Origin of the sequence: Tautonia marina, from assembly GCF_009177065.1 — a bacterium.
GTDB lineage: Bacteria > Planctomycetota > Planctomycetia > Isosphaerales > Isosphaeraceae > Tautonia > Tautonia marina.
Genome location: NZ_WEZF01000003.1, coordinates 96,114 through 113,927 on the forward strand (window position 1 = coordinate 96,114; position 17,814 = coordinate 113,927).

The window sequence follows — 17,814 nt, forward strand, 5'->3', positions numbered from 1 at the left end:
CGACCGCGATGGTTTCTCATGATTCTACAACGATGGCCACCGTTTCGGCAGCCGATCGAACCATCACAATCCCTAGGCCGATCGGTCATCTCCGCGCGGCGATCCCGGCCTTGATCTTCGGAGCAGCCCTGATTTTCCTCGCCGATCCACCCCGGATGAGCGGCAACGTCTGGTCACGGTACATGACGATCGAGTCGATTGTCGAGCGAGGGACACTGTCGGTCGATGACTCGCCGTATCTGAAACCGAGCGGTTCCCCTGACCTTGCGAAGTTTGGGGATCGCCTGTACTCAGACAAACCTCCGGTGCTTCCGGCACTTGGAGCAGCCGTTTATGGTCCGTTGTACGCCTCGGGATACCGAATGTTTGACCTTCGTTCACCTCGGACCTTCATCGAATCGTTCGGACCGGTGAATCGCGTCCTTGTGGGCAGTCTTATTGCGGTTCCCTCTGCACTGGCGCTCTATGCTCTGCGCAGGATGTTGCAGGCAATCGACATCCACCGAGGCCTTGCGGATTTGCTGACACTCGGATTTGGCTTCGGTTCCCTTCTGCTGACTTATGGCGTCACGTTCAATAATCACAGTGTTGCCGCGGGACTCCTGACGCTCGCCTTTGCAATGGTCTTGCTCCAAGATTCCACGCGGCGATCGGGTCTGATTCGAAGCGTGAGTGCCGGGTTCCTGGCCTCGCTCGGGGCGACGATTGACCTTCCAGCAGGTGGAGCAGTTTGGATCGGTCTGCTGGTTTGGCTGCTGATTCGATCGAGAGGGGCGGGGGTTGCGTTCCTGATCGGCTCCGCCTTCCCCATCCTCGTTCACAGCCTCCTGCAATCGTTCGTGACGGGATCACCCCTCCCGGTCGAGATGTATCCCGAGGCGCTCGCCTATGAAGGATCGTACTGGGTGACGGAGATCGGAACGTATCGAGAAACAATCCCTCGTTCGTGGTTTCTCGTCGAGTTGATCGTCGGTCCCCAGGGTTGGCTGACGGTCACTCCGGTCCTTTTCTTCGCACCAATCGGGATGGCTCTGGCAATGGTGTTCCGCCGCGATGCGCTCCGTTCCGGGGCGATCCTTGTGGCGAGCGTCACCGCAGTCCTACTGGCTTACTACAGTTTCGGTGTTCGACGAACGGACTATTCAGGGCAGTCGTTCGGTGTGCGTCATCTCTTACCAATCACACCGCTCGTCTTTCTGTTCGCCGCCGCCGCTCTCGAACGGCTTCGTCATGTGGCCTGGAGGATCGTGTTCGTTGTATTCATGCTCTTTGGTTCGATTTATGCCGTTTCCGGGATGAACGACCCTTGGAGCCGCATCGAGCGTCGAGACGATCTCCCACTCCGTCTCGCTCAGCGCCTCGTCCTCTACCCTCACAGCAGCTATCACCGCTGATCGGGCCCTGAGGCGATCCCGGTCGGATCACTCAGAGCCCATCTCGTCGTACTCCTCCTCCAGCTCGAAGGGCAGGGGGGGGCTGCCCCCTTAGATCCACGTCCCAGGCGACGGACCCCACATCATCTGGCCCTCCCTGGGGCCACGCCCTCGGCTCGTACTCGCCCCCGTCGTCCTGGCCGTTCGGCCCGATGGAGGCGACGACGAACCGCCCTTCGGGTCGATGGAGACGGAACACCTCGCCCGAGAAGGGGTCGAGGGGCATTTGCGGGAGCAGGTCGTCCTCAATCGCCTCGATCGACACCGGCCAGTCGCCGTGTCGGAGGCGGTGCCGTTCAGCAGCGAGCAGGACCACCATCGAACCGAGTTCCGCCTCGTAGCGCCGATGGGCAAGGTCGCCAGCCTGGCAAGCGGGGGTCATCAGGATCGGGAGTGTCTTGCTCCAATAGGCATGCCACTCGGCACGCTCATCCTCGATCCAGTCTTCCCAGGCGTCCCAGCGTGGGCCTCGCTCGTGCGCCGGTAGCGCGGCGATTGCCACGGCTTCGTTCATGAATTCCAGCGCGAGGGCCATCTGATTTTCGAAAGCGAGTTTCCCCCAGGGGGAAACAGGGGAAACCGTCTCATCAGAATCAAGGAATCCTTCGCCACTCAGGGCACGGATCGGGATCTCCTCATCAGCAAGCCGGCGAATCACTTCGACCATCGTGGCCCGTTCCCCCTTCATCCCGTAAAGCACAAGAGGCCGCAGGAATTCGGTCATCGTATCCGTCTGGAGTCGTTCCAAGGCTGCGTTGGAGGCTTCCCCCTGGCCGAGTGTTCGTCGGGCAGTCTGCATCGCGACGCTACCATTGGCGATTCGTACAAGTTGTGAGATCAAGAACGGCTCGTCACCGATCGAGCGAGCCACGCCGAGGATGGTCCGGCTGGAGTCAATCGCTTCGTCGATCGCACCGTCCTGGGCGAAAATTGCTGCATCGACCTGCAACAATCGAGCGGCTGTCCGTGACGCCTGAGTATCGGCCAAGAGCGTGTCGATCACCGCTGGGCCGATCCAGAGTTCATGCCGACCCGTCTCAAGATCGGCCACCCTGCGAGCGAGGTCGATGGCCTCCTCGTATTCGTCTCGCTCGGCGCGGAGTATCGCGTCGGTCCGGTCGTCCAGCCGGACGTTCGGATCAAGTTCCGCTAGGCGATCGATCGCCATCCTCAACTCGGTCGGAGGCGGATTGACCCAGCCCGGCATCGCCGGCGGTTCATGATCTGGCCAGCCGTCGGGGAGCAGATCAAGGGCCTCCCCGACCACGATGGCAGCGTCCTTCTCGGGATCGACCGTTGCCCGGTTTGCCAGAAGGTCGTCTATCCTCCAGTTTGGGTCGTCGCGATCGGCCGCGGCCACCGCAGCTTCCAGCCGATCATCCACCGCCGTCCCAATCCGAATTCCCACCACGAACGATCCGAGCACAGCCACAACAGCAGGCACCCCGAGCACCCAGGGAAGCACCCGCCAGTAGAACCGCGAGAGGCGAGAGAATCGTGATGGCCTGTTCGCCTGCTCGCTCGATCGTTTCCCGATTGGGCGTTCGAGGAGGTTTGCGAAACGCGACGACCAACCCCGCGGCTTTCCCCTGCGCATCAAGGCAAGGACCATGCCCAGCAACCCGCCCCACACGGCACCGATGGCCGCGAACGACAGCGCGAAGCCGAGACCCCGGACCGTCCACATCGAGACGGCGAACCCTCGCCCCGCCCCGAATGCGATCGCGCTAAGCATCAGGCCGGCAATCGCACCTACCGCCCCGACCGGTATGCCCACCGACGACAGAAGCAGGGCTCCGGCGATCGCCCCTCGCCAGGTCGTAGGAACGACGGCTTCTGACCGTTCCTTCGGCGTGCTTGCAGCCGGGGCGGTCGTCGGGGCCTCATAGTAGGCAGGATCGACAGGATCAGTCGTCATGGTTACCGCCCCGTGCTCCCGTCGCCATCGTCGGGAGATTTCCCCGGGACGTGTGCGGGGATCGTCGCAGCCTCCCGAGCAATCTCAAAGATTACCCGATCACGCGACGATCCCTCAATGCATCACGCAACAATCATGATCGCCCCCATCTCAACGGATTGCCGAGACCACGGCCGGACCATCCGGAACCGACGCGGGCCGCAAATCGCCAACAAGTTCGCCCATCAACGCCGCCCACTGTTCGCAGCACCCTTCACGCTCGAACTCGGCGAGGAACGTTGATCGGCCCTTTTCCGCCATGGCCGACGCAGCAGACGGATGATCGGCCAGGTACGTGATCGCATCGACGAGCGAATCGACCTCGCCGAGCCTTACGGTGATGCCGCAGCCGGCCTGGCGGATGGTGTCGGCCGTTTCGCTGTGGTCCGGTCCGACGAAGAGTACCGGTCGCTCCGATGCCATGGCACCGTAGAGTTTGCCGGGTACGACGATGCCGGTCATCTCAGGCCTCATCGAGACGAGATGAGCATCCGCGACCGTTAGGGATTCATGCAACTGTTCCCGAGGAACATAATCAAGGAGCTGGATGTTCTCCAGGCCCTCGGCCTGCTTCGCGTCCTTCACCTCCCGGAGCCTTGGCCCACCGCCCACGAACAGGAAGACGATCTCCTTGCGGTCGCGGAGGCGTCGAGCAGCCTCGATGAACTCGGTCGCAGAGTGAGCCAGTCCGAGATTGCCCGAGTACATCACGACGAACTTCTCGGAGAGCCCGAGCGACTCCCGCATTGGATGCCCCTTGCGAGGGATCGGGAAGATTTCGTCCTGGCGGCTCCAGACGGGGATCTCGACCATCCGGGAATCGCGGACGCCTTTGTCGCGAATGCGATCGGCCATGTAAGGCCCAAGAACGACGACCCGGTCGGACTGACGATAGACCAGGTCGCTCAGCCAGGCCAGGGCGGCCACCACCGGGTTCCGTTTCGACATCTGCCCGAGGGCCAGGCTCGCATCGGGGTGAAGATCCATGCTCCAGTAAACCTGGCACGATCCCTTAAGGCGACGAAGGATCGTACCCACAAGGCCGATGATCGGAGGCGTGGTGAGGGTGACGACAACCTCGAACTTCGGCAGCGAAAGGGCCTTGCGAACCGCCCCGAGGTAGAAGCTCAGGTAATCGGTCATGCGGTTGAAGACGCTTCCCCGGCCGAGCGAAGTGGCGCGGACCCGGTGAATCTGCACGCCGTTGTGCGTTTCTTCGGCCGGAGGAGGCTCGGCCCCCGGCTCGTAACGGCCCCGGGCACACAGGACATGGACCTCGTAACCGCGATCGACGAGCGACTCGGCCAGGTCCGTCAGGTGCTGGGCCGTCGAGGCATGATCAGGCCAGTAATACTGGTTAACAAAGAGGATGCGAGGCCGGCGCGAGGGTTGGCCGATTCTCGATCCTGAGTGCGGTCGGGTCCTTCCCTCGGACGGATGTCCGGCTCTCCAGAGACGGCCGGATCGGGGAGGAGTACTGGGCTTCGGGATGTCGCTCACCATTTGGCGTCGGCCTCATCCTTGTTGGCACGATACCAGGAGATCGTCTTGGCCAGTCCGGCCCGGAGGTCGGTCGGCGGCGTCCAGCCGTCGAGGACCTGAGTCATTCGGGTCACGTCGAGCACCTTCTTGGCTGCGCCGTCGGGCTTGTCGACGTTCCAGCGAAGTGCGCCTTTGAACCCGGAGAGTTCGTGGACCGTCTCGGCAAGTTCCTTGATCGAGGTGCCGACACCGGTTCCGATGTTGAGGGGTAAGGTCTCGTCGTTGTAGACCTCGGCAGCCAGGACAATCGCGTCGGCACAATCCTCGACGTAAATGAATTCACGAATCGGCTTGCCGGTGCCCCAGACCTCGACCTCTTCGGCGTTGTTCAGATCGGCCTCAACCCACTTCCGCACCAGGGCGGCAACGACGTGAGAGCGGTCGGGATTGTAGGAGTCTCCAGGCCCATAAAGATTCGTCAGAATCAGGTGAATCGAGTCGAGCCCGTATTGCTTTTTGTACGCGACGCCCTGGACAGCCAGCATCTTCTTGGTCAACCCGTAGTTGACGACGCTGGCGTGGCACGGGCCAGCCCAAAGATCCTGCTCCTTGAGTTCTCCTTCCAGGTAGCCGGGGTAGCTGCACGCGGTGCCGATGTTGACGACCTTGTCAATCTTTGTGAGACGGGCCGCCTCCATCAGATTGGCACCCATGACAAGATTTTGATAATAAAGCTGCCCCGGTTCGTTCACGTTGATCCCGATGCCGCCGTAGTAGGCCGCCGCGTGAATCAACGTGTCGCAGGGATGCTCAAGCAGGCAACGAAGGCAGGCGTCGAGCGTCGTAAGGTCGTAGTCTCGTTTGCGAGGAACGTAGACCTCGGCCCCGAATGACTCAAGCCGCGCGACGATGTGCTTTCCGAGAAATCCGGCTCCACCGGTGACTGTCACTCGCTTGCCCGACCAGAAACCCTTCATCGCTCGCGGTCCCCTCAGTGAGTTGATAAAGCAGGATGCATTCCATTGCAGACAGGCAGGAGACGGAAGGCCGCGGGCGAGCGGGAGACACGCTGCCAACTGCCATCCATCTCCACCTGCGAGCGACGAGTCAAACGTTGCTGAACGGGTTGGACCACTCGATCAGTTTCGCGGCCTGGACAAGTTCACGGATCCCTCGGTCGAGGTCGATCGTCGTCTCAAAACCCTTAGCGCGGATCTTCTCGTAGCTGACCTCGTAGTTTCGCTGGTCGGCATCACTACCCACCTCAGCGAAGTGCAGGTAATAATCAACATGCTCGAGAATCTTGCGGGCAACGTCTTGCTTGGTGAAGTTCATGCTCTCATGGCCGACGTTGTAGACGTCATCTTTGACCTCGTCCCAACGCTCGAGGGCGAAGATGAACGAGCGGGCCATGTCACGAACATGCACGAACGTTCGCTTAAAACCGCCCTCATAAACGATCAGGTTGCGATTCTTCACGGCTTGATAGGTGAAGTCGTTCGGCATCAGGTCAAGCCGCATCCGGTTACTCACGCCGAAGGCGGTTGCAAACCGGTAGGCAATCCCGTTGCCGGCATCGAGCACCATCTGCTCGGCCTTGGCCTTGGTTTCACCGTAAAGGGTGATCGGAGCACGAGGGGTATTCTCGTTGCAAATGTAGTCGGGGATCGACCCGTAAATGCTGCCTGTGGACGCATACAGAACCTTCTGGTCTTTCTTACGCTTCTCCAGGATCAACTTTGTGGAGTCGACATTGACGGCCTGGGCCAGTTGCGGCTCTTTCTTGCAGGCTGGATAACCAACGATCGCGGCGAGGTGAATCACTGCGTCGACGCCGTCGAGTGCGGTCTCAACCGTCTTGGGATCGCACACGTCCCCTTTTTGCAGTTCGAAGAAGCGATTTTGGCAGCAAGGAAGTAACCCATGACCACCAAACTTCAGGGAGTCGAGCACGCGGACTCGATGGCCGCGATTGAGAAGTTCGGGGACCAGGGTCGAACCGACATAGCCCGCGCCACCGGTGACGAGGAGGTGCATTGAGGAGTCCCATCCGTGGACGTCATGCGATGACCTTCGCGCAACGGGTTCCGAACCGAAGCGGAAGGGCTCGGGGGCAAGGCGTTCGGGGGAGAGGTCGAATTTCTCGGCGGCCCCGTCCGTGCGGCCTCGCGTCGAGCTGTCGAATCAGGTCAGGACGCAGCGATCAGGCTGGCTCAGGCAACTTTCCGTGAAATTCTCTTGCTGAAACGAACTGCCAGCCTGCGAGTGGGGATCGTACCCGATCGAGCTTTGGAGTCAACGTCGGTTTTCCGAAGAATTAATCGTCGCTTTCTTCATCGGATTCGCCAGAGGGGGGATTCGAGGCGGGGGGGCCGGGGATGGTATAGGCTCCTTCCACCCATCGGCCCAGGTCAATCATCCGGCATCGTTCCGAACAGAACGGGAAGTGGGGGAGGGAGTCGAGGTCGGTTCCCGCGAACTCCCGGCCACACATGGGGCATTTGCCTCGAATCATGGTCAGCCTGTCATGGGTCAGTCGGAAGTGGAACCACTCGAGGCCGCCGGCTTCGAATCGGACTTGGAACTCGAACTGCCGGAACTCGACGAGTCCGAATCGGCCTTCGCGGCTTTCTTGTAGGAATCGCTCCGGTAATCGGTCAGATAGAAGCCGGAGCCCTTGAACAGGATCGCCGCGCCCGCGCCGATCTTGCGACGGAGCGTTTCCTGCTGACATGCGGGGCAGGTCGTTTGCGGGTCGGCCTTGATCGATTCAAAGGCTTCAAATTCATGCTTGCAGCTGTCGCAGATGTAGTCGTAGGTGGGCATGGAAGGTCGAGGGCTCCGAGAGGTGACCGAACGATGTCTGGGAGATCGGTGATTGATGCGTCAAGATTCGATCGAGTTCAGGATGGCTTGACGGAGACAGCAACGCGGCTTGGTCGCAGCACTCGGTCTTGCAGGCGATACCCGCGACTGAGTTCGGCGACGACGGTGCCCTCAGGATGGTCGGAAGAGGGTTGCTGCATCAAGGCCTCATGGATGTTCGGATCGAACGGCTGTCCCAGTGCCGTAATCGGTTCGATACCGTGCTTGGCCAGTGTATCGAGCAGTTGTTTGTGAACCATGTCCAGGCCGGTAATGATCCCTTCGGCTCCGGACTGGCGAGCCGCATCGATGGCTCGCTCGAAATTATCAATGACCGAGAGGAGGTCATTCGCGAGGGGGGCAGCAGCGTAAACGCGGTCGGCCTCGGCCTGAGATCGGCTGCGTTTCTGGAAATTTAGGAAGTCAGCCTGCGAGCGGCGAAGTTGTTCAAGGTAATCATCTCGTTGACGGAGGACTTCGTCCAGTTCCTCGCGAGTCGCGGAATGTGGGGCATCGGTCCGTTCAGCCGAGGCTCGTGCCTTGGGATCAATCGAAGCCTCTTCGGAAGGATTTTGGGGATTCGAATCGCTCATGGGCGTCGGGTCCAGGTTCGTTGCGGAAGGGGGCTCAGTGAATCGCTCTGATCTCCAGGACTCGAATCATCAAGGAGTGTCAGCCTCCCCCTCCTCTGGTTCGGTGAAGAAGTCTCGAAGTTTTTCGAGGAAACTTTTGCGTTTCGGACTGACATCCTGGTGATCGAGTTCAGCGAGTTCGCGAAGCAATTCTTCCTGCCGAGCCGAGAGTCGGCGAGGTGTTTCGATCAGAACCTCGACCAGTTCATCCCCTCGACCACTGCCGGACAGGTCGGGCATTCCTCGACCCCGAAGCTTCAAGATCTCTCCACTCTGGGAACCACGCGGGACGGTCAGTGGGGTAGGCCCATCAAGTGTGGGCACTTCAATCTCAGCGCCAAGCGCGGCCTGGGGATAGCTGATGGGGACCTGACAGATCAGGTCGTTCCCTTTGCGAATGAAGAACGCATGAGGACGGACCTGGACCTGGACCCGAAGATTGCCGCGAGGAGCGCCAGGGTCCCCAGGCTCACCCTGGTTTCGGAGCTGCAGAATCGTTCCAGTATCCACTCCCGCCGGAATGCGGACTTGCACTGAAACAAGCTTGACCTCTCGACCCGAACCCCGACAACCGGAGCAAGGGTCGACGACCCGAACCCCTTCCCCGCCACAGGCCGGGCAGGTCTGGGCCATCTGGAAGAATCCACGGGCCGTAACGATTTGGCCCCTCCCCCCGCAATAGTCGCACGTTGAGGCCACGGTTCCCGGTTTTGCCCCAGTCCCATTACAGGTGGTGCAATACTCTTGTCGGTCGAGTTCGATGGTTCGCGTTGCACCTCGGGCCGCTTCTTCGAGCTCGATCTCGAGCCGGACAAGAAGGTCGGAGCCGGGCCTCGGCCCTCTGCGTCGAGGACCAAAGAAATCGCCGAAGAGTCCGGAACCCCCGAAGATATCCCCGAATGCCGAGAAAATTTCCTCGGCAGACCGGAAGTCATGCACGCCCGCCCCCTCAAGACCGGCGTGACCATAGCGGTCGTATCGAGACCGCTTGTTCGGGTCGGAGAGGACTTCGTAAGCCTCGGCCGCTTCACGGAATTTCCGCTCGGCTTCCTGATCGCCAGGATTGCGGTCCGGGTGAAACCGCTTGGCCTGTTGCCGATAAGCTCCCTTGATCTCATCGGGAGATGCGCCGCGCTGGAGGCCGAGAATCTCGTAATAGTCACGCTTGGTCGTTGCCATCGGCATCGCGTCTCGGTCGGTGGCACTGGCGGCGGAGGCTGTCACCAGCTCTACGGTGAAGTCGGAACATCTTACCAACAAAGGCACGAGACCGAATACCGCAAGACGAGAGGGCTACGATCTCGGCGTGTTTCTGATGCGAACAGGGTCTTTGAGGTGCTTGGGAGATTCTGTCCTGGAATACCGGTCTGCTTCGGTCGAATTCAGCAAGCGACAAAGCAAGGTTCTACTGACGCAAATATGTTGATTTGAACCGCACCCTCAAGCCTGCGATCGATCTTCATGAACGAGCTGCGAGAAAAAAACAAGCTGGAAAATGAAGTCAAACGATTGCCAAAGTTTTGGAAAGGTGTGCGACCAAGCCTAGAAATTTCATCCAAACGTTGATGAACACCTTCGGTCGCCACGAGCAATTCCTGTGATTCGTGGCAACCGAAGGTGTCGCAATTCTCGAAGGCGATTTCACTCACGGACGTTTCGAGCTCGACCGCCCTGAAGAAGGGTTAGCGAATTGAGCCTTCGATTCGCTTGGCGCCCTTCTCCTCGTCCTCGTCCTTGAGGTTGGTGATCATCGCCTCGGTCGTGAGCATCAGCCCCGAAATCGATGCAGCGTTTTGAAGGGCCGTTCGAGTGACCTTCGTCGGGTCGATGATGCCGGCTTCGAACATGTCGACGAACTCGCCGGTATTCGCATTGAAGCCGATACTGCCGCCTTGCTCCAGGATTTCCTGAGCGACCACCGCACCGTCATGCCCCGCGTTCTGGGCAATCATCCGGGCGGGTTCTTCGAGCGCTCGCAGGACGATTGCGGCACCGACCTTCTCGTCACCTTCGAGCGCGTCGTGGATCGCCTTGACAGCCGGGACCGTTCGCAGGAGGGCCGATCCACCTCCAGGAACAATTCCTTCTTCCGCGGCGGCTCGGGTGGCGTGAAGGGCGTCTTCCACGCGGGCCTTCAGCTCCTTCATCGCGGCTTCAGTCGGGGCACCGACGCTGATGACCGCCACGCCCCCGGTGATCTTCGCCAGTCGTTCCTGAAACTTCTCGCGGTCATATTCGGAGTCGGTTTCGGAGATCTGCTTACGCAGTTGCTCAATCCGCTTCTGGATGTCTTCCTTCTTGCCGGCTCCCTGGATGATCGTGGTACTATCCTTGCTCACCTTGATCTGCTTGGCCGAGCCGAGTTGCTGGAGGGTCAAATTCTCCAGTTTCAGGCCGAGATCTTCGCTGACGACGGTTCCGCCGGTCAGGATGGCCATGTCTTGCAGCATCGCCTTGCGGCGGTCGCCGAAGCCAGGGGCCTTGACCGCGCAGATGTTGAGAATTCCTCGAAGGCGATTGACCACCAAGGTGGCCAGGGCCTCGCCCTCAACGTCCTCAGAGATGATCAAGAGCGGTTGGCCAGACTGGGCCACGCGCTCAAGCAGGGGGATCAGTTCCCGAAGACTGCTGATCTTCTTCTCATGCAAGAGGATCAGGGCGTCATCGAGCACGGCCTCCATGGTCGTCGGGCTGGTGACGAAGTAAGGGCTGAGATAACCCTTATCGAACTGAAGTCCCTCGACGAATTCGAGGGTGGTCGACGAGGTCTTCCCTTCCTCGACGGTAATGACGCCGTCGTTGCCAACCTTGCTGACGGCTTCCGCCAGCATCGAGCCGATTGACGGGTCATTGTTGGCCGAGATGGTGCCGACCTGGGCAATCTCTTCGGGCTTGGTCACTTCTCGGCTGACGTGTTCGATCAGCTCGCCAACCGCCGCGTCGACGGCCTTCTCGATACCACGGCGAACGGCGGTCGGGTTGGCGCCGGTGGTCACCGTCCGAAGCCCTTCGCGGAAAATGGCTCGGGCGAGAATGGTCGCGGTCGTCGTTCCGTCGCCGGCGATATCCGAGGTCTTCGAAGCAACAACGTTGACGAGCTTGGCCCCCATGTTTTCGAAGGGGTCGGGAAGCTCAATCTCCTTGGCGACGGTGACACCGTCCTTGGTCACGGCCGGTCCACCGAAGGACTTGCTAAGGATTACGTTGCGGCCCGTCGGTCCGAGCGTGGTGCCGACGGCGTGCGCCAGCGTATCGATGCCCGAGAGCATCTTCCGCCGTGCCGCATCGGAGAAGAGCAACTGCTTGGCCACGTGCGAGAGCTCCTAATGAGGTTCGGTCGTTCGAGTGTCTTGCGTTCGAGATGATTGCGTCGAGGGACGGTTCGCAGACCCGATGAGGTCGACCGCAAGGCAGGATCTGGCCTGCCCCGCGGCGAACAGCGTCTCATTCCAACTGCTTAAAGGATGCTGGACCGCTCAGCCAACGATCTTGGCCAGCACGTCTGACTCGCGAAGGATCTTGATCTCTTCGCCATCCACTTTGATTTCGGTCCCGGCGTACTTTCCAAAGAGGACCTCATCCCCTTCCTTCAGGCCAATCTCGGCCCGACTGCCGTTGTCCAGCAGTTTGCCGGGGCCAACCGCCACGACCCGCCCTCGTTGCGGCTTCTCGCGAGCCGTGTCAGGCAGCACAATTCCGCCGGAGGTCTTCTCCTCGGCCTCGATTTCTTTGATCACGATGCGGTCGTCAAGCGGGCGAATGGTCGTCGCCATGGTGGGGTTCCTATGCGTTGATCAGGTTTGGTGAGGGAGCGATCCCGTAGCTGTTGATTTGAACGTTCAAGGCAATGGATTGGCCGTTGACCGGTGGCCTTTGGCCTCGGTCACGACCTGACCTCGGGGGACCGGGCTTACATCATTCCCATTCCACCCATGCCGCCCATTCCACCCATGCCGCCCATTCCACCCATGCCGCCCATTCCATGGTCGTCATGATGGGGGTCGCCACCGGCGGGCTTCTTCTCTTTCTTCTCGATGATGATCGCTTCGGTCGTCAGCAGGAGGCCTGCAACCGAGGCACCATTTTGAAGCGCGGTGCGAGTGACCTTGGCCGGATCGACGACACCGAAGGAGAACAGGTCGCCCCATTCGCCACTCTCGGCGTTGTAACCGAAGTTCGGTTCACTCGAACGGCGAATCTTATTGACGACCACTGATCCGTCGAGGCCGGCGTTCTCGGCGATGGAGCGGCAAGGCTGCTCAAGGGCTCGGCGGACGATCTGAATTCCGAGGTCCTCGTCACCACCGGTCTTCAGGTCATCCAAAATCTTGGCGGCTCGGACCAGGGTGGTGCCGCCACCGGGAACGACGCCCTCCTCAATCGCCGCTCGGGTGGCGTGCAAGGCGTCCTCGACGAGGGCCTTGCGTTCCTTCATCTCGGTTTCGGTGGCGGCACCGACGTTGATCTTGGCCACGCCACCTGCAAGTTTCGCCAGGCGTTCCTGGAGCTTCTCGCGATCGTACTCGGAGTCGGTGGTGCTGATCTCTCGCTTGATCAGTTCGGTGCGTCCCTTGATCGCGTCGGCCGTACCGCGGCCCTCGACGATGGTCGTGTGGTCACCACTGAGGATGACCTTGGCTGCCCGTCCGAGGTCGGTCAGCTGAACGCTCTCGAGATCGATTCCGAGATCCTTGAAGATCGCCTTACCACCGGTCAGGGTGGCAATGTCTTCGAGCATGGCCTTGCGGCGATCTCCGTAGCCCGGAGCCTTGACGGCGGCCACCTGGAGAATGCCTCGAAGCTTATTGACCACCAGCGTGGCCAGGGCTTCACTCTCGACATCCTCAGCGATCACCAGCAAAGGCTTGTTCGCCCGAGCGATCTGCTCCAGCAGGGGCACGAGTACCCGAGGCGTGCTGATCTTCTCCTCGTGGATCAGGATGTAAGGGTCTTCAAGGACGACCTCCATCCGGTCCTGGTCGGTGATGAAGTGCGGGCTGAGATAGCCGCGGTCAAACTGCATTCCCTCGACGACGTCGACTTCGGTTTCGAAGCCTTTGCCTTCCTCGACGGTAATGACGCCGTCGGTGCCGACCTTCTCGAAGGCGTCGGCCAGGCGTTCTCCGATGCTGCGATCGTTGTTGGCCGCGATCGTGGCAACCTCGGTGATTTGCTTTTTGTCGCCGCCAACCGACTTGGCACGCGCCTTGACCTCTTCGACAACCCGCTCGACGGCCTGATCGATGCCTCGCTTCAATGCCATCGGGTCAGCCCCGGCGGCAAGAGCTTTCAAACCTTCCTTGAAAATCGCCTCGGCCAGCACGGTTGCGGTGGTGGTTCCGTCACCCGCCGCATCCGAGGTCTTGCTTGCGGCTTCCTTGACGAGCTGGGCACCCATGTTCTCATAGGCGTCCGTCAGCTCAATTTCTTCAGCAACGGTCACACCGTCCTTAGTTACCGTCGGGCTTCCCCAGCCCTTGTCGATGACCGCATTGCGGCCTCGGGGGCCGAGAGTGCTCCGCACGGCCTTGGCCAGCTTGGATACACCACTCGCCAGCTTCTGGCGTGCTTCTTCGTCGTAAGCCAACAGTTTCGCCACGGTCGTCGTCTCCCTCCAGCGCGGTCGCGCCGACGCGATGTCGCTTGGGCTTCGTCAGTCGTTCGTTGGGGGCGATCCTCCGAAAACCTCTGGCATAGACTTTCCAGCCAGAAGGTCTTCGTGTTCGACGCGGCAAGTGGCAAGTCGTGTACCATGAAGAGAGATCTTTGTAACTCGTTCGACGATCAAAGTTTACGCACAGCGGCGAGCAGCCCGACGTCCTGCCAAACTGGCAGTCGTTTTGGCTTCCATGCCATTTCGACGGGAGCTGGAGCCTTGTCGGCGAACGGTCGAGCCGTTGAGATGAAGGCTCGCGAAGTGAATGGGGTGCCGATCACTCGGTGCCTTACTGTTCGTCTCCGGCGTTCAGCCCTCCAACGCAGTTCCATGAGGCCCGTTCGATGGGAAAATGCGTCCTCTTGACCACAATCTTGCTTGTGATCTCTTCAACACCGGGGCTCTTAGCAGCAGAGCCAACGGAGCACCTGCTCTGGCCCGATGGAGCGCCTGGTGCGCTCGGTTCGGCCCCGGCCGACCAGCCAACGATCATCGTGTACCAGGCTGATCCCTCAGTGGCGACGGGGGCGGCAATCGTGATCTGCCCCGGAGGTGGTTATGGGGCTCTTGCCATCGATCATGAGGGCCATCAAGTTGCCCAGTGGCTCAACTCAGTTGGAATTACCGGGGTGATTCTCAAGTACCGACTCGGCCCCCGTTACCAGCATCCGATTCCATTGACCGACGCCCAGCGCGCCCTGCGAACGGTGAGAGCCAACGCGGATGACTGGGGAGTTGACCCATCTCGTGTTGGAGTGCTGGGATTCTCTGCGGGAGGGCATCTCGCCTCGACCGTGGGAACCCATTTTGATCTCGGTGATCCTGATGCAAAGGATCCGATTGATCGCCAGAGTAGCCGACCGGATGTGATGATTCTTGGCTATCCGGTGATCGCCCTGGCGACTGAGTATGCACACGGTGGGTCTCGACGGAATCTCCTCGGTGAGAATCCGCCCGCTGACCTGCTGGACTCTCTCTCGAACGAACGTCGGGTGACCCCGGAGACCCCTCCGACGTTCCTCGTACACACGAACGAGGATGAACCGGTTCCTGCCGAAAACAGTCTGTTGTTCGTCCTCGCCCTACGAAAAGCCGGTGTTCCCGTCGAGTTCCACCTGTTCGAGGCGGGCCGTCATGGTCTAGGCCTGGGAGGAGGACTGCCCGATCGAGGAATCGGACCTGACGAGGCCTTCGCCGTCTGGCCCGGCCTGTGTGAAACCTGGCTCAAGCGCCGAGGGTTCCTCGACCGGAAGTGAACCGATCGGTCTTGGATCTTCTTGATTTATCTTCGTTTGGTTGCGCAGCGGAAGTCGGAGCCCATCGCATGATCGGCCTTGCGAGTGGCAGTCGCGAGGCCGATTCTCCGCCTTCGAGGGCTCTCAAACCCGCTCGGAGGCTCGAACCAAACGGTTTCGAAGATCTGCCAGTTCCGCGAAGTCTCCTTCGACGAGAACCCTGGCGGCGATCATCACGGCTGCCACGTGAGAAACCTGGATCCGCGCCTCCATTCGGCAAACCTTCGTAAACCAATCCGCAAAGTCCTCGGTGGAAACGATGATCTCCTCCGAGGGATCAAGCTTCTGCGGTGCGATTCGGTCGACCCCAACCGCGAGGAAACCAACGACCTCATTATTCTGATTCGCAGGATTTGCCGGATGACGACCAAGGAAGTGGAACGTTCCACCGCCGTAGCCGGTTTCTTCAAGAAGCTCCCGACGTGCGGCAGCCTCAACACTGTCATCGTCGGGGTCAACCGTACCGCTCGGGAGGCTGGTCAAAACCTCGCGGAGTCCATGGCGATACTCCGTCACCAGGACGATGTGGCCTTCGGCGGTCAAGGCAACGACGTTCAACCAGGTGGGTAACTCGATCACGTGATACGGCGCGATCGGGTACCCTGAAGGCGAACGGCAATCGTCGCTCCGGAGGGTGATCCAACGATCGCGGTAGGTCACGACCGAACGTTCGACGCGCCAGGGCTCGATCATGGTTCGTCGTCCTGACCTCGACTCATCGCGTTCGGATATGCAACTCGCGGAGCTGCTGATCCTCGACCGAGCCTGGGGCACCGGTCATCAGGTCGGTTCCCCTTGCCGTTTTCGGGAAGGCGATGACATCGCGGATGTTGTCGAGCCCAGCGTAAAGCATCACCATTCGATCGAAGCCGAATGCGATTCCTCCGTGAGGCGGTGCCCCGTAACGGAGAGCAGACAGCAGGAATCCGAATTTCTCCTCGGCCTCCTCGGAAGAAAGGCCGAGATGGCGGAAGATAGTTGATTGAATCTTCGGATCGTGACAGCGGATTGTGCCACCGGCCGCTTCTTCTCCGTTGATCACCAAATCGTAAGCCTGGGCACGGACCTTTAACGGCTCAGATTCGAGCAGATGCAGGTCCTCCGGCAAGGGCATTGTGAACGGATGGTGCTCGGCGACGAAACGGCCGTCCTCCGGATCCCAGGAGAAGAGCGGAAACCGGACTACCCAGGAGTAGTGGAACGAGGCAGGGTCGTACAGTCCCAAACTTCTTCCGAGGCGATGTCGGAGCGCCGCAAGGCTTGCGGAAGTCACCTCGCTGGTATCGGCAACAATCAGTAAGAGGTCGCCGGGCTTCGCGTCGAATCGCTCTCGGAACGCAGCCTGGACCTCGGGGGGCAGGAACTTGGCGGTCGGGCCAGTGAACTGCTCACTCTCCACCTTCAACCAGACAAGCCCCTTGGCGCCATACTCCCCAACAAACGAGGTGAGTGCGTCGAGATCCTTGCGGCTATGGGATTCGGCAGCCCCGGGAGCACAGATTCCTCGAACTCGTCGCCCATGTTCGACGGTGTCGCGGAAGACCTTGAACTCGGTCTGTGACGCGAGATCGGCGAGATCCTTGATCTCCATGCCGAACCGAAGATCAGGCCGGTCGGTGCCGAACCGCTCCATCGCGTCGTGGTAGTCGAGTCGGGGCAAAGGAGTGGCCAGATCCTCACCGGTAAACTCGACGGCCAGCGCGCGAACAAGCCCCTCCATCGTTTCCAGCACGTCCTCGAACTGGACAAACGACATCTCGATGTCCAGCTGACTGAACTCTGGCTGTCGATTGGCTCGAAGGTCTTCATCCCGGAAGCATCGGGCAATCTGAAAATACTTATCCATCCCCGCAACCATCAGCAATTGCTTGTACAGTTGCGGACTTTGCGGTAAGGCGTAAAAGTGGCCGGGATGGACACGGCTCGGGACGAGGAAGTCTCTGGCACCTTCGGGAGTGCTTCGACCAAGCATGGGGGTTTCGACTTCCCAGAATCCCAGGTCGGTCATCGCCCGCCTCATGGTCTGGGCCAGGCGATGGCGAATCTCGACGATGCGGTGCATCTCGGGACGGCGGAGGTCGAGGAATCGGTACTTCAACCGAAGTTCTTCGTTGGCCTCACCACCGATCTCGAACGGGGGGGTCTGAGTCGCGTTAAAGACTTCCAGAGACGAAACTTGCAGTTCGATCTCGCCAGTCTTGAGCTTTGGGTTTTCCTTGCCGGGGAGACGACGACGGACCGTTCCTCGGACACCGATGACCCATTCATTCCGCAACGACTGGGCGGCCTCTTGGAGAACCGGGCCTGCCTCTGGTTCGAAGACGACTTGCGTCATCCCGTAACGATCTCGGAGGTCGATAAACACCACCCCACCAAAATCGCGATAGGCATTGACCCAGCCGTTGAGAACGACCTCCTGGCCGAGGTGTTCGGCCGTCAATTCACCGCACGAATGGGTCCGCTTGAGCATGGCCGGCGCAGGTCCTTCGCCATC

General features: G+C 60.4%; 17 protein-coding genes and 1 tRNA gene. 4 read left to right on the plus strand and 14 right to left on the minus strand.

The features are described from left to right. Positions 1-32: 32 nt before the first annotated feature. Positions 33-1,394 (plus strand): hypothetical protein, encoded by a 1,362-nt coding sequence (locus GA615_RS04950; protein ID WP_152050165.1) that lies wholly within the window; start codon positions 33-35, stop codon positions 1,392-1,394. A gap of 31 nt (positions 1,395-1,425) precedes the next feature. Here GA615_RS04950 and GA615_RS04955 read toward each other — a convergent pair whose 3' ends face one another. Continuing rightward, positions 1,426-1,752 (minus strand): hypothetical protein, encoded by a 327-nt coding sequence (locus GA615_RS04955; RefSeq protein WP_152050166.1) that lies wholly within the window; start codon positions 1,750-1,752, stop codon positions 1,426-1,428. Between the two features lie 11 nt (positions 1,753-1,763). Here GA615_RS04955 and GA615_RS04960 point away from each other — a divergent pair. Beyond that, positions 1,764-1,893, plus strand: a tRNA-Ala gene (locus GA615_RS04960). 564 nt (positions 1,894-2,457) lie between these two features. Beyond that, a complete protein-coding gene (locus GA615_RS28405; protein WP_261343916.1) occupies positions 2,458-2,586 on the plus strand; it encodes a hypothetical protein in 129 nt (42 codons plus the stop codon). A 915-nt stretch (positions 2,587-3,501) separates the two neighbouring features. Here GA615_RS28405 and GA615_RS04965 read toward each other — a convergent pair. The 11 genes from GA615_RS04965 to groL (GA615_RS05015) all read right to left on the minus strand — a co-directional run bounded on the left by GA615_RS04965 (position 3,502) and on the right by groL (GA615_RS05015) (position 13,968). Further along, positions 3,502-4,893, minus strand: coding sequence for a glycosyltransferase family 4 protein (locus GA615_RS04965; RefSeq protein WP_152050167.1), 1,392 nt, complete (start codon positions 4,891-4,893; stop codon positions 3,502-3,504). Beyond that, entirely contained in the window at positions 4,887-5,849 is a 963-nt protein-coding gene (locus tag GA615_RS04970; RefSeq protein WP_152050168.1) for an NAD-dependent epimerase/dehydratase family protein, read from the minus strand. The genes GA615_RS04965 and GA615_RS04970 overlap by 7 nt, the downstream gene beginning before the upstream one ends. A gap of 130 nt (positions 5,850-5,979) precedes the next feature. Next, entirely contained in the window at positions 5,980-6,909 is a 930-nt protein-coding gene (locus tag GA615_RS04975; RefSeq protein WP_152050169.1) for an NAD-dependent epimerase/dehydratase family protein, read from the minus strand. Positions 6,910-7,189: 280 nt separating this feature from the next. Beyond that, positions 7,190-7,387 carry a DNA gyrase inhibitor YacG gene (locus tag GA615_RS04980; RefSeq protein WP_152050170.1) on the minus strand — a complete coding sequence of 66 codons (198 nt, stop codon included), beginning with the start codon at positions 7,385-7,387 and terminating at the stop codon, positions 7,190-7,192. A 17-nt stretch (positions 7,388-7,404) separates the two neighbouring features. Then, a complete protein-coding gene (locus tag GA615_RS04985) occupies positions 7,405-7,698 on the minus strand; it encodes an FmdB family zinc ribbon protein (protein WP_152050171.1) in 294 nt (97 codons plus the stop codon). A gap of 77 nt (positions 7,699-7,775) precedes the next feature. Then, a complete protein-coding gene (gene grpE / locus GA615_RS04990; RefSeq protein ID WP_152050172.1) occupies positions 7,776-8,330 on the minus strand; it encodes a nucleotide exchange factor GrpE in 555 nt (184 codons plus the stop codon). A 69-nt stretch (positions 8,331-8,399) separates the two neighbouring features. Continuing rightward, a complete protein-coding gene (gene dnaJ / locus GA615_RS04995) occupies positions 8,400-9,548 on the minus strand; it encodes a molecular chaperone DnaJ (protein WP_235905093.1) in 1,149 nt (382 codons plus the stop codon). A gap of 203 nt (positions 9,549-9,751) precedes the next feature. Beyond that, the gene (locus GA615_RS05000) at positions 9,752-10,018 is read right to left on the minus strand and encodes a hypothetical protein (protein WP_152050174.1); all 267 of its coding nucleotides are present in this window, start codon (positions 10,016-10,018) and stop codon (positions 9,752-9,754) included. Positions 10,019-10,051: 33 nt separating this feature from the next. Then, a complete protein-coding gene (groL, locus tag GA615_RS05005) occupies positions 10,052-11,680 on the minus strand; it encodes a chaperonin GroEL (protein WP_152050175.1) in 1,629 nt (542 codons plus the stop codon). Between the two features lie 165 nt (positions 11,681-11,845). Continuing rightward, entirely contained in the window at positions 11,846-12,142 is a 297-nt protein-coding gene (gene groES / locus GA615_RS05010; RefSeq protein WP_152050176.1) for a co-chaperone GroES, read from the minus strand. Between the two features lie 137 nt (positions 12,143-12,279). Next, positions 12,280-13,968: a chaperonin GroEL gene (groL, locus tag GA615_RS05015; RefSeq protein ID WP_152050177.1), complete on the minus strand. Its 1,689-nt coding sequence runs from the start codon at positions 13,966-13,968 to the stop codon at positions 12,280-12,282. Between the two features lie 401 nt (positions 13,969-14,369). Between groL (GA615_RS05015) and GA615_RS05020 the strand changes: the two genes are divergently transcribed. After that, on the plus strand, positions 14,370-15,281 hold the full coding sequence (locus GA615_RS05020; RefSeq protein ID WP_152050178.1) for an alpha/beta hydrolase: 912 nt from the start codon (positions 14,370-14,372) through the stop codon (positions 15,279-15,281). Between the two features lie 123 nt (positions 15,282-15,404). On the opposite strand, the gene GA615_RS05025 is transcribed toward GA615_RS05020, so the two are convergent. Together GA615_RS05025 and aspS are read right to left on the minus strand one after the other, a co-directional pair. Beyond that, a complete protein-coding gene (locus GA615_RS05025; protein WP_152050179.1) occupies positions 15,405-16,013 on the minus strand; it encodes an NUDIX hydrolase in 609 nt (202 codons plus the stop codon). Positions 16,014-16,035: 22 nt separating this feature from the next. After that, complete coding sequence (gene aspS / locus GA615_RS05030) at positions 16,036-17,790, minus strand: aspartate--tRNA ligase (protein WP_152050180.1); 1,755 nt, start codon at positions 17,788-17,790, stop codon at positions 16,036-16,038. Positions 17,791-17,814 lie beyond the last annotated feature (24 nt).

What these genes read in the sequence shown, in the direction of transcription:
- GA615_RS04950 (WP_152050165.1), top strand. Translation starts at nt 33, where the DNA reads ATGGCCACCGTTTCGGCAGCCGATCGAACCATCACAATCCCTAGGCCG.
- GA615_RS04955 (WP_152050166.1), bottom strand. Translation starts at nt 1,752, where the DNA reads ATGGTGGTCCTGCTCGCTGCTGAACGGCACCGCCTCCGACACGGCGAC.
- GA615_RS28405 (WP_261343916.1), top strand. Translation starts at nt 2,458, where the DNA reads ATGCCGACCCGTCTCAAGATCGGCCACCCTGCGAGCGAGGTCGATGGC.
- GA615_RS04965 (WP_152050167.1), bottom strand. Translation starts at nt 4,893, where the DNA reads ATGGTGAGCGACATCCCGAAGCCCAGTACTCCTCCCCGATCCGGCCGT.
- GA615_RS04970 (WP_152050168.1), bottom strand. Translation starts at nt 5,849, where the DNA reads ATGAAGGGTTTCTGGTCGGGCAAGCGAGTGACAGTCACCGGTGGAGCC.
- GA615_RS04975 (WP_152050169.1), bottom strand. Translation starts at nt 6,909, where the DNA reads ATGCACCTCCTCGTCACCGGTGGCGCGGGCTATGTCGGTTCGACCCTG.
- GA615_RS04980 (WP_152050170.1), bottom strand. Translation starts at nt 7,387, where the DNA reads ATGATTCGAGGCAAATGCCCCATGTGTGGCCGGGAGTTCGCGGGAACC.
- GA615_RS04985 (WP_152050171.1), bottom strand. Translation starts at nt 7,698, where the DNA reads ATGCCCACCTACGACTACATCTGCGACAGCTGCAAGCATGAATTTGAA.
- grpE (WP_152050172.1), bottom strand. Translation starts at nt 8,330, where the DNA reads ATGAGCGATTCGAATCCCCAAAATCCTTCCGAAGAGGCTTCGATTGAT.
- dnaJ (WP_235905093.1), bottom strand. Translation starts at nt 9,548, where the DNA reads ATGGCAACGACCAAGCGTGACTATTACGAGATTCTCGGCCTCCAGCGC.
- groES (WP_152050176.1), bottom strand. Translation starts at nt 12,142, where the DNA reads ATGGCGACGACCATTCGCCCGCTTGACGACCGCATCGTGATCAAAGAA.
- GA615_RS05020 (WP_152050178.1), top strand. Translation starts at nt 14,370, where the DNA reads ATGGGAAAATGCGTCCTCTTGACCACAATCTTGCTTGTGATCTCTTCA.
- GA615_RS05025 (WP_152050179.1), bottom strand. Translation starts at nt 16,013, where the DNA reads ATGATCGAGCCCTGGCGCGTCGAACGTTCGGTCGTGACCTACCGCGAT.
- aspS (WP_152050180.1), bottom strand. Translation starts at nt 17,790, where the DNA reads ATGCTCAAGCGGACCCATTCGTGCGGTGAATTGACGGCCGAACACCTC.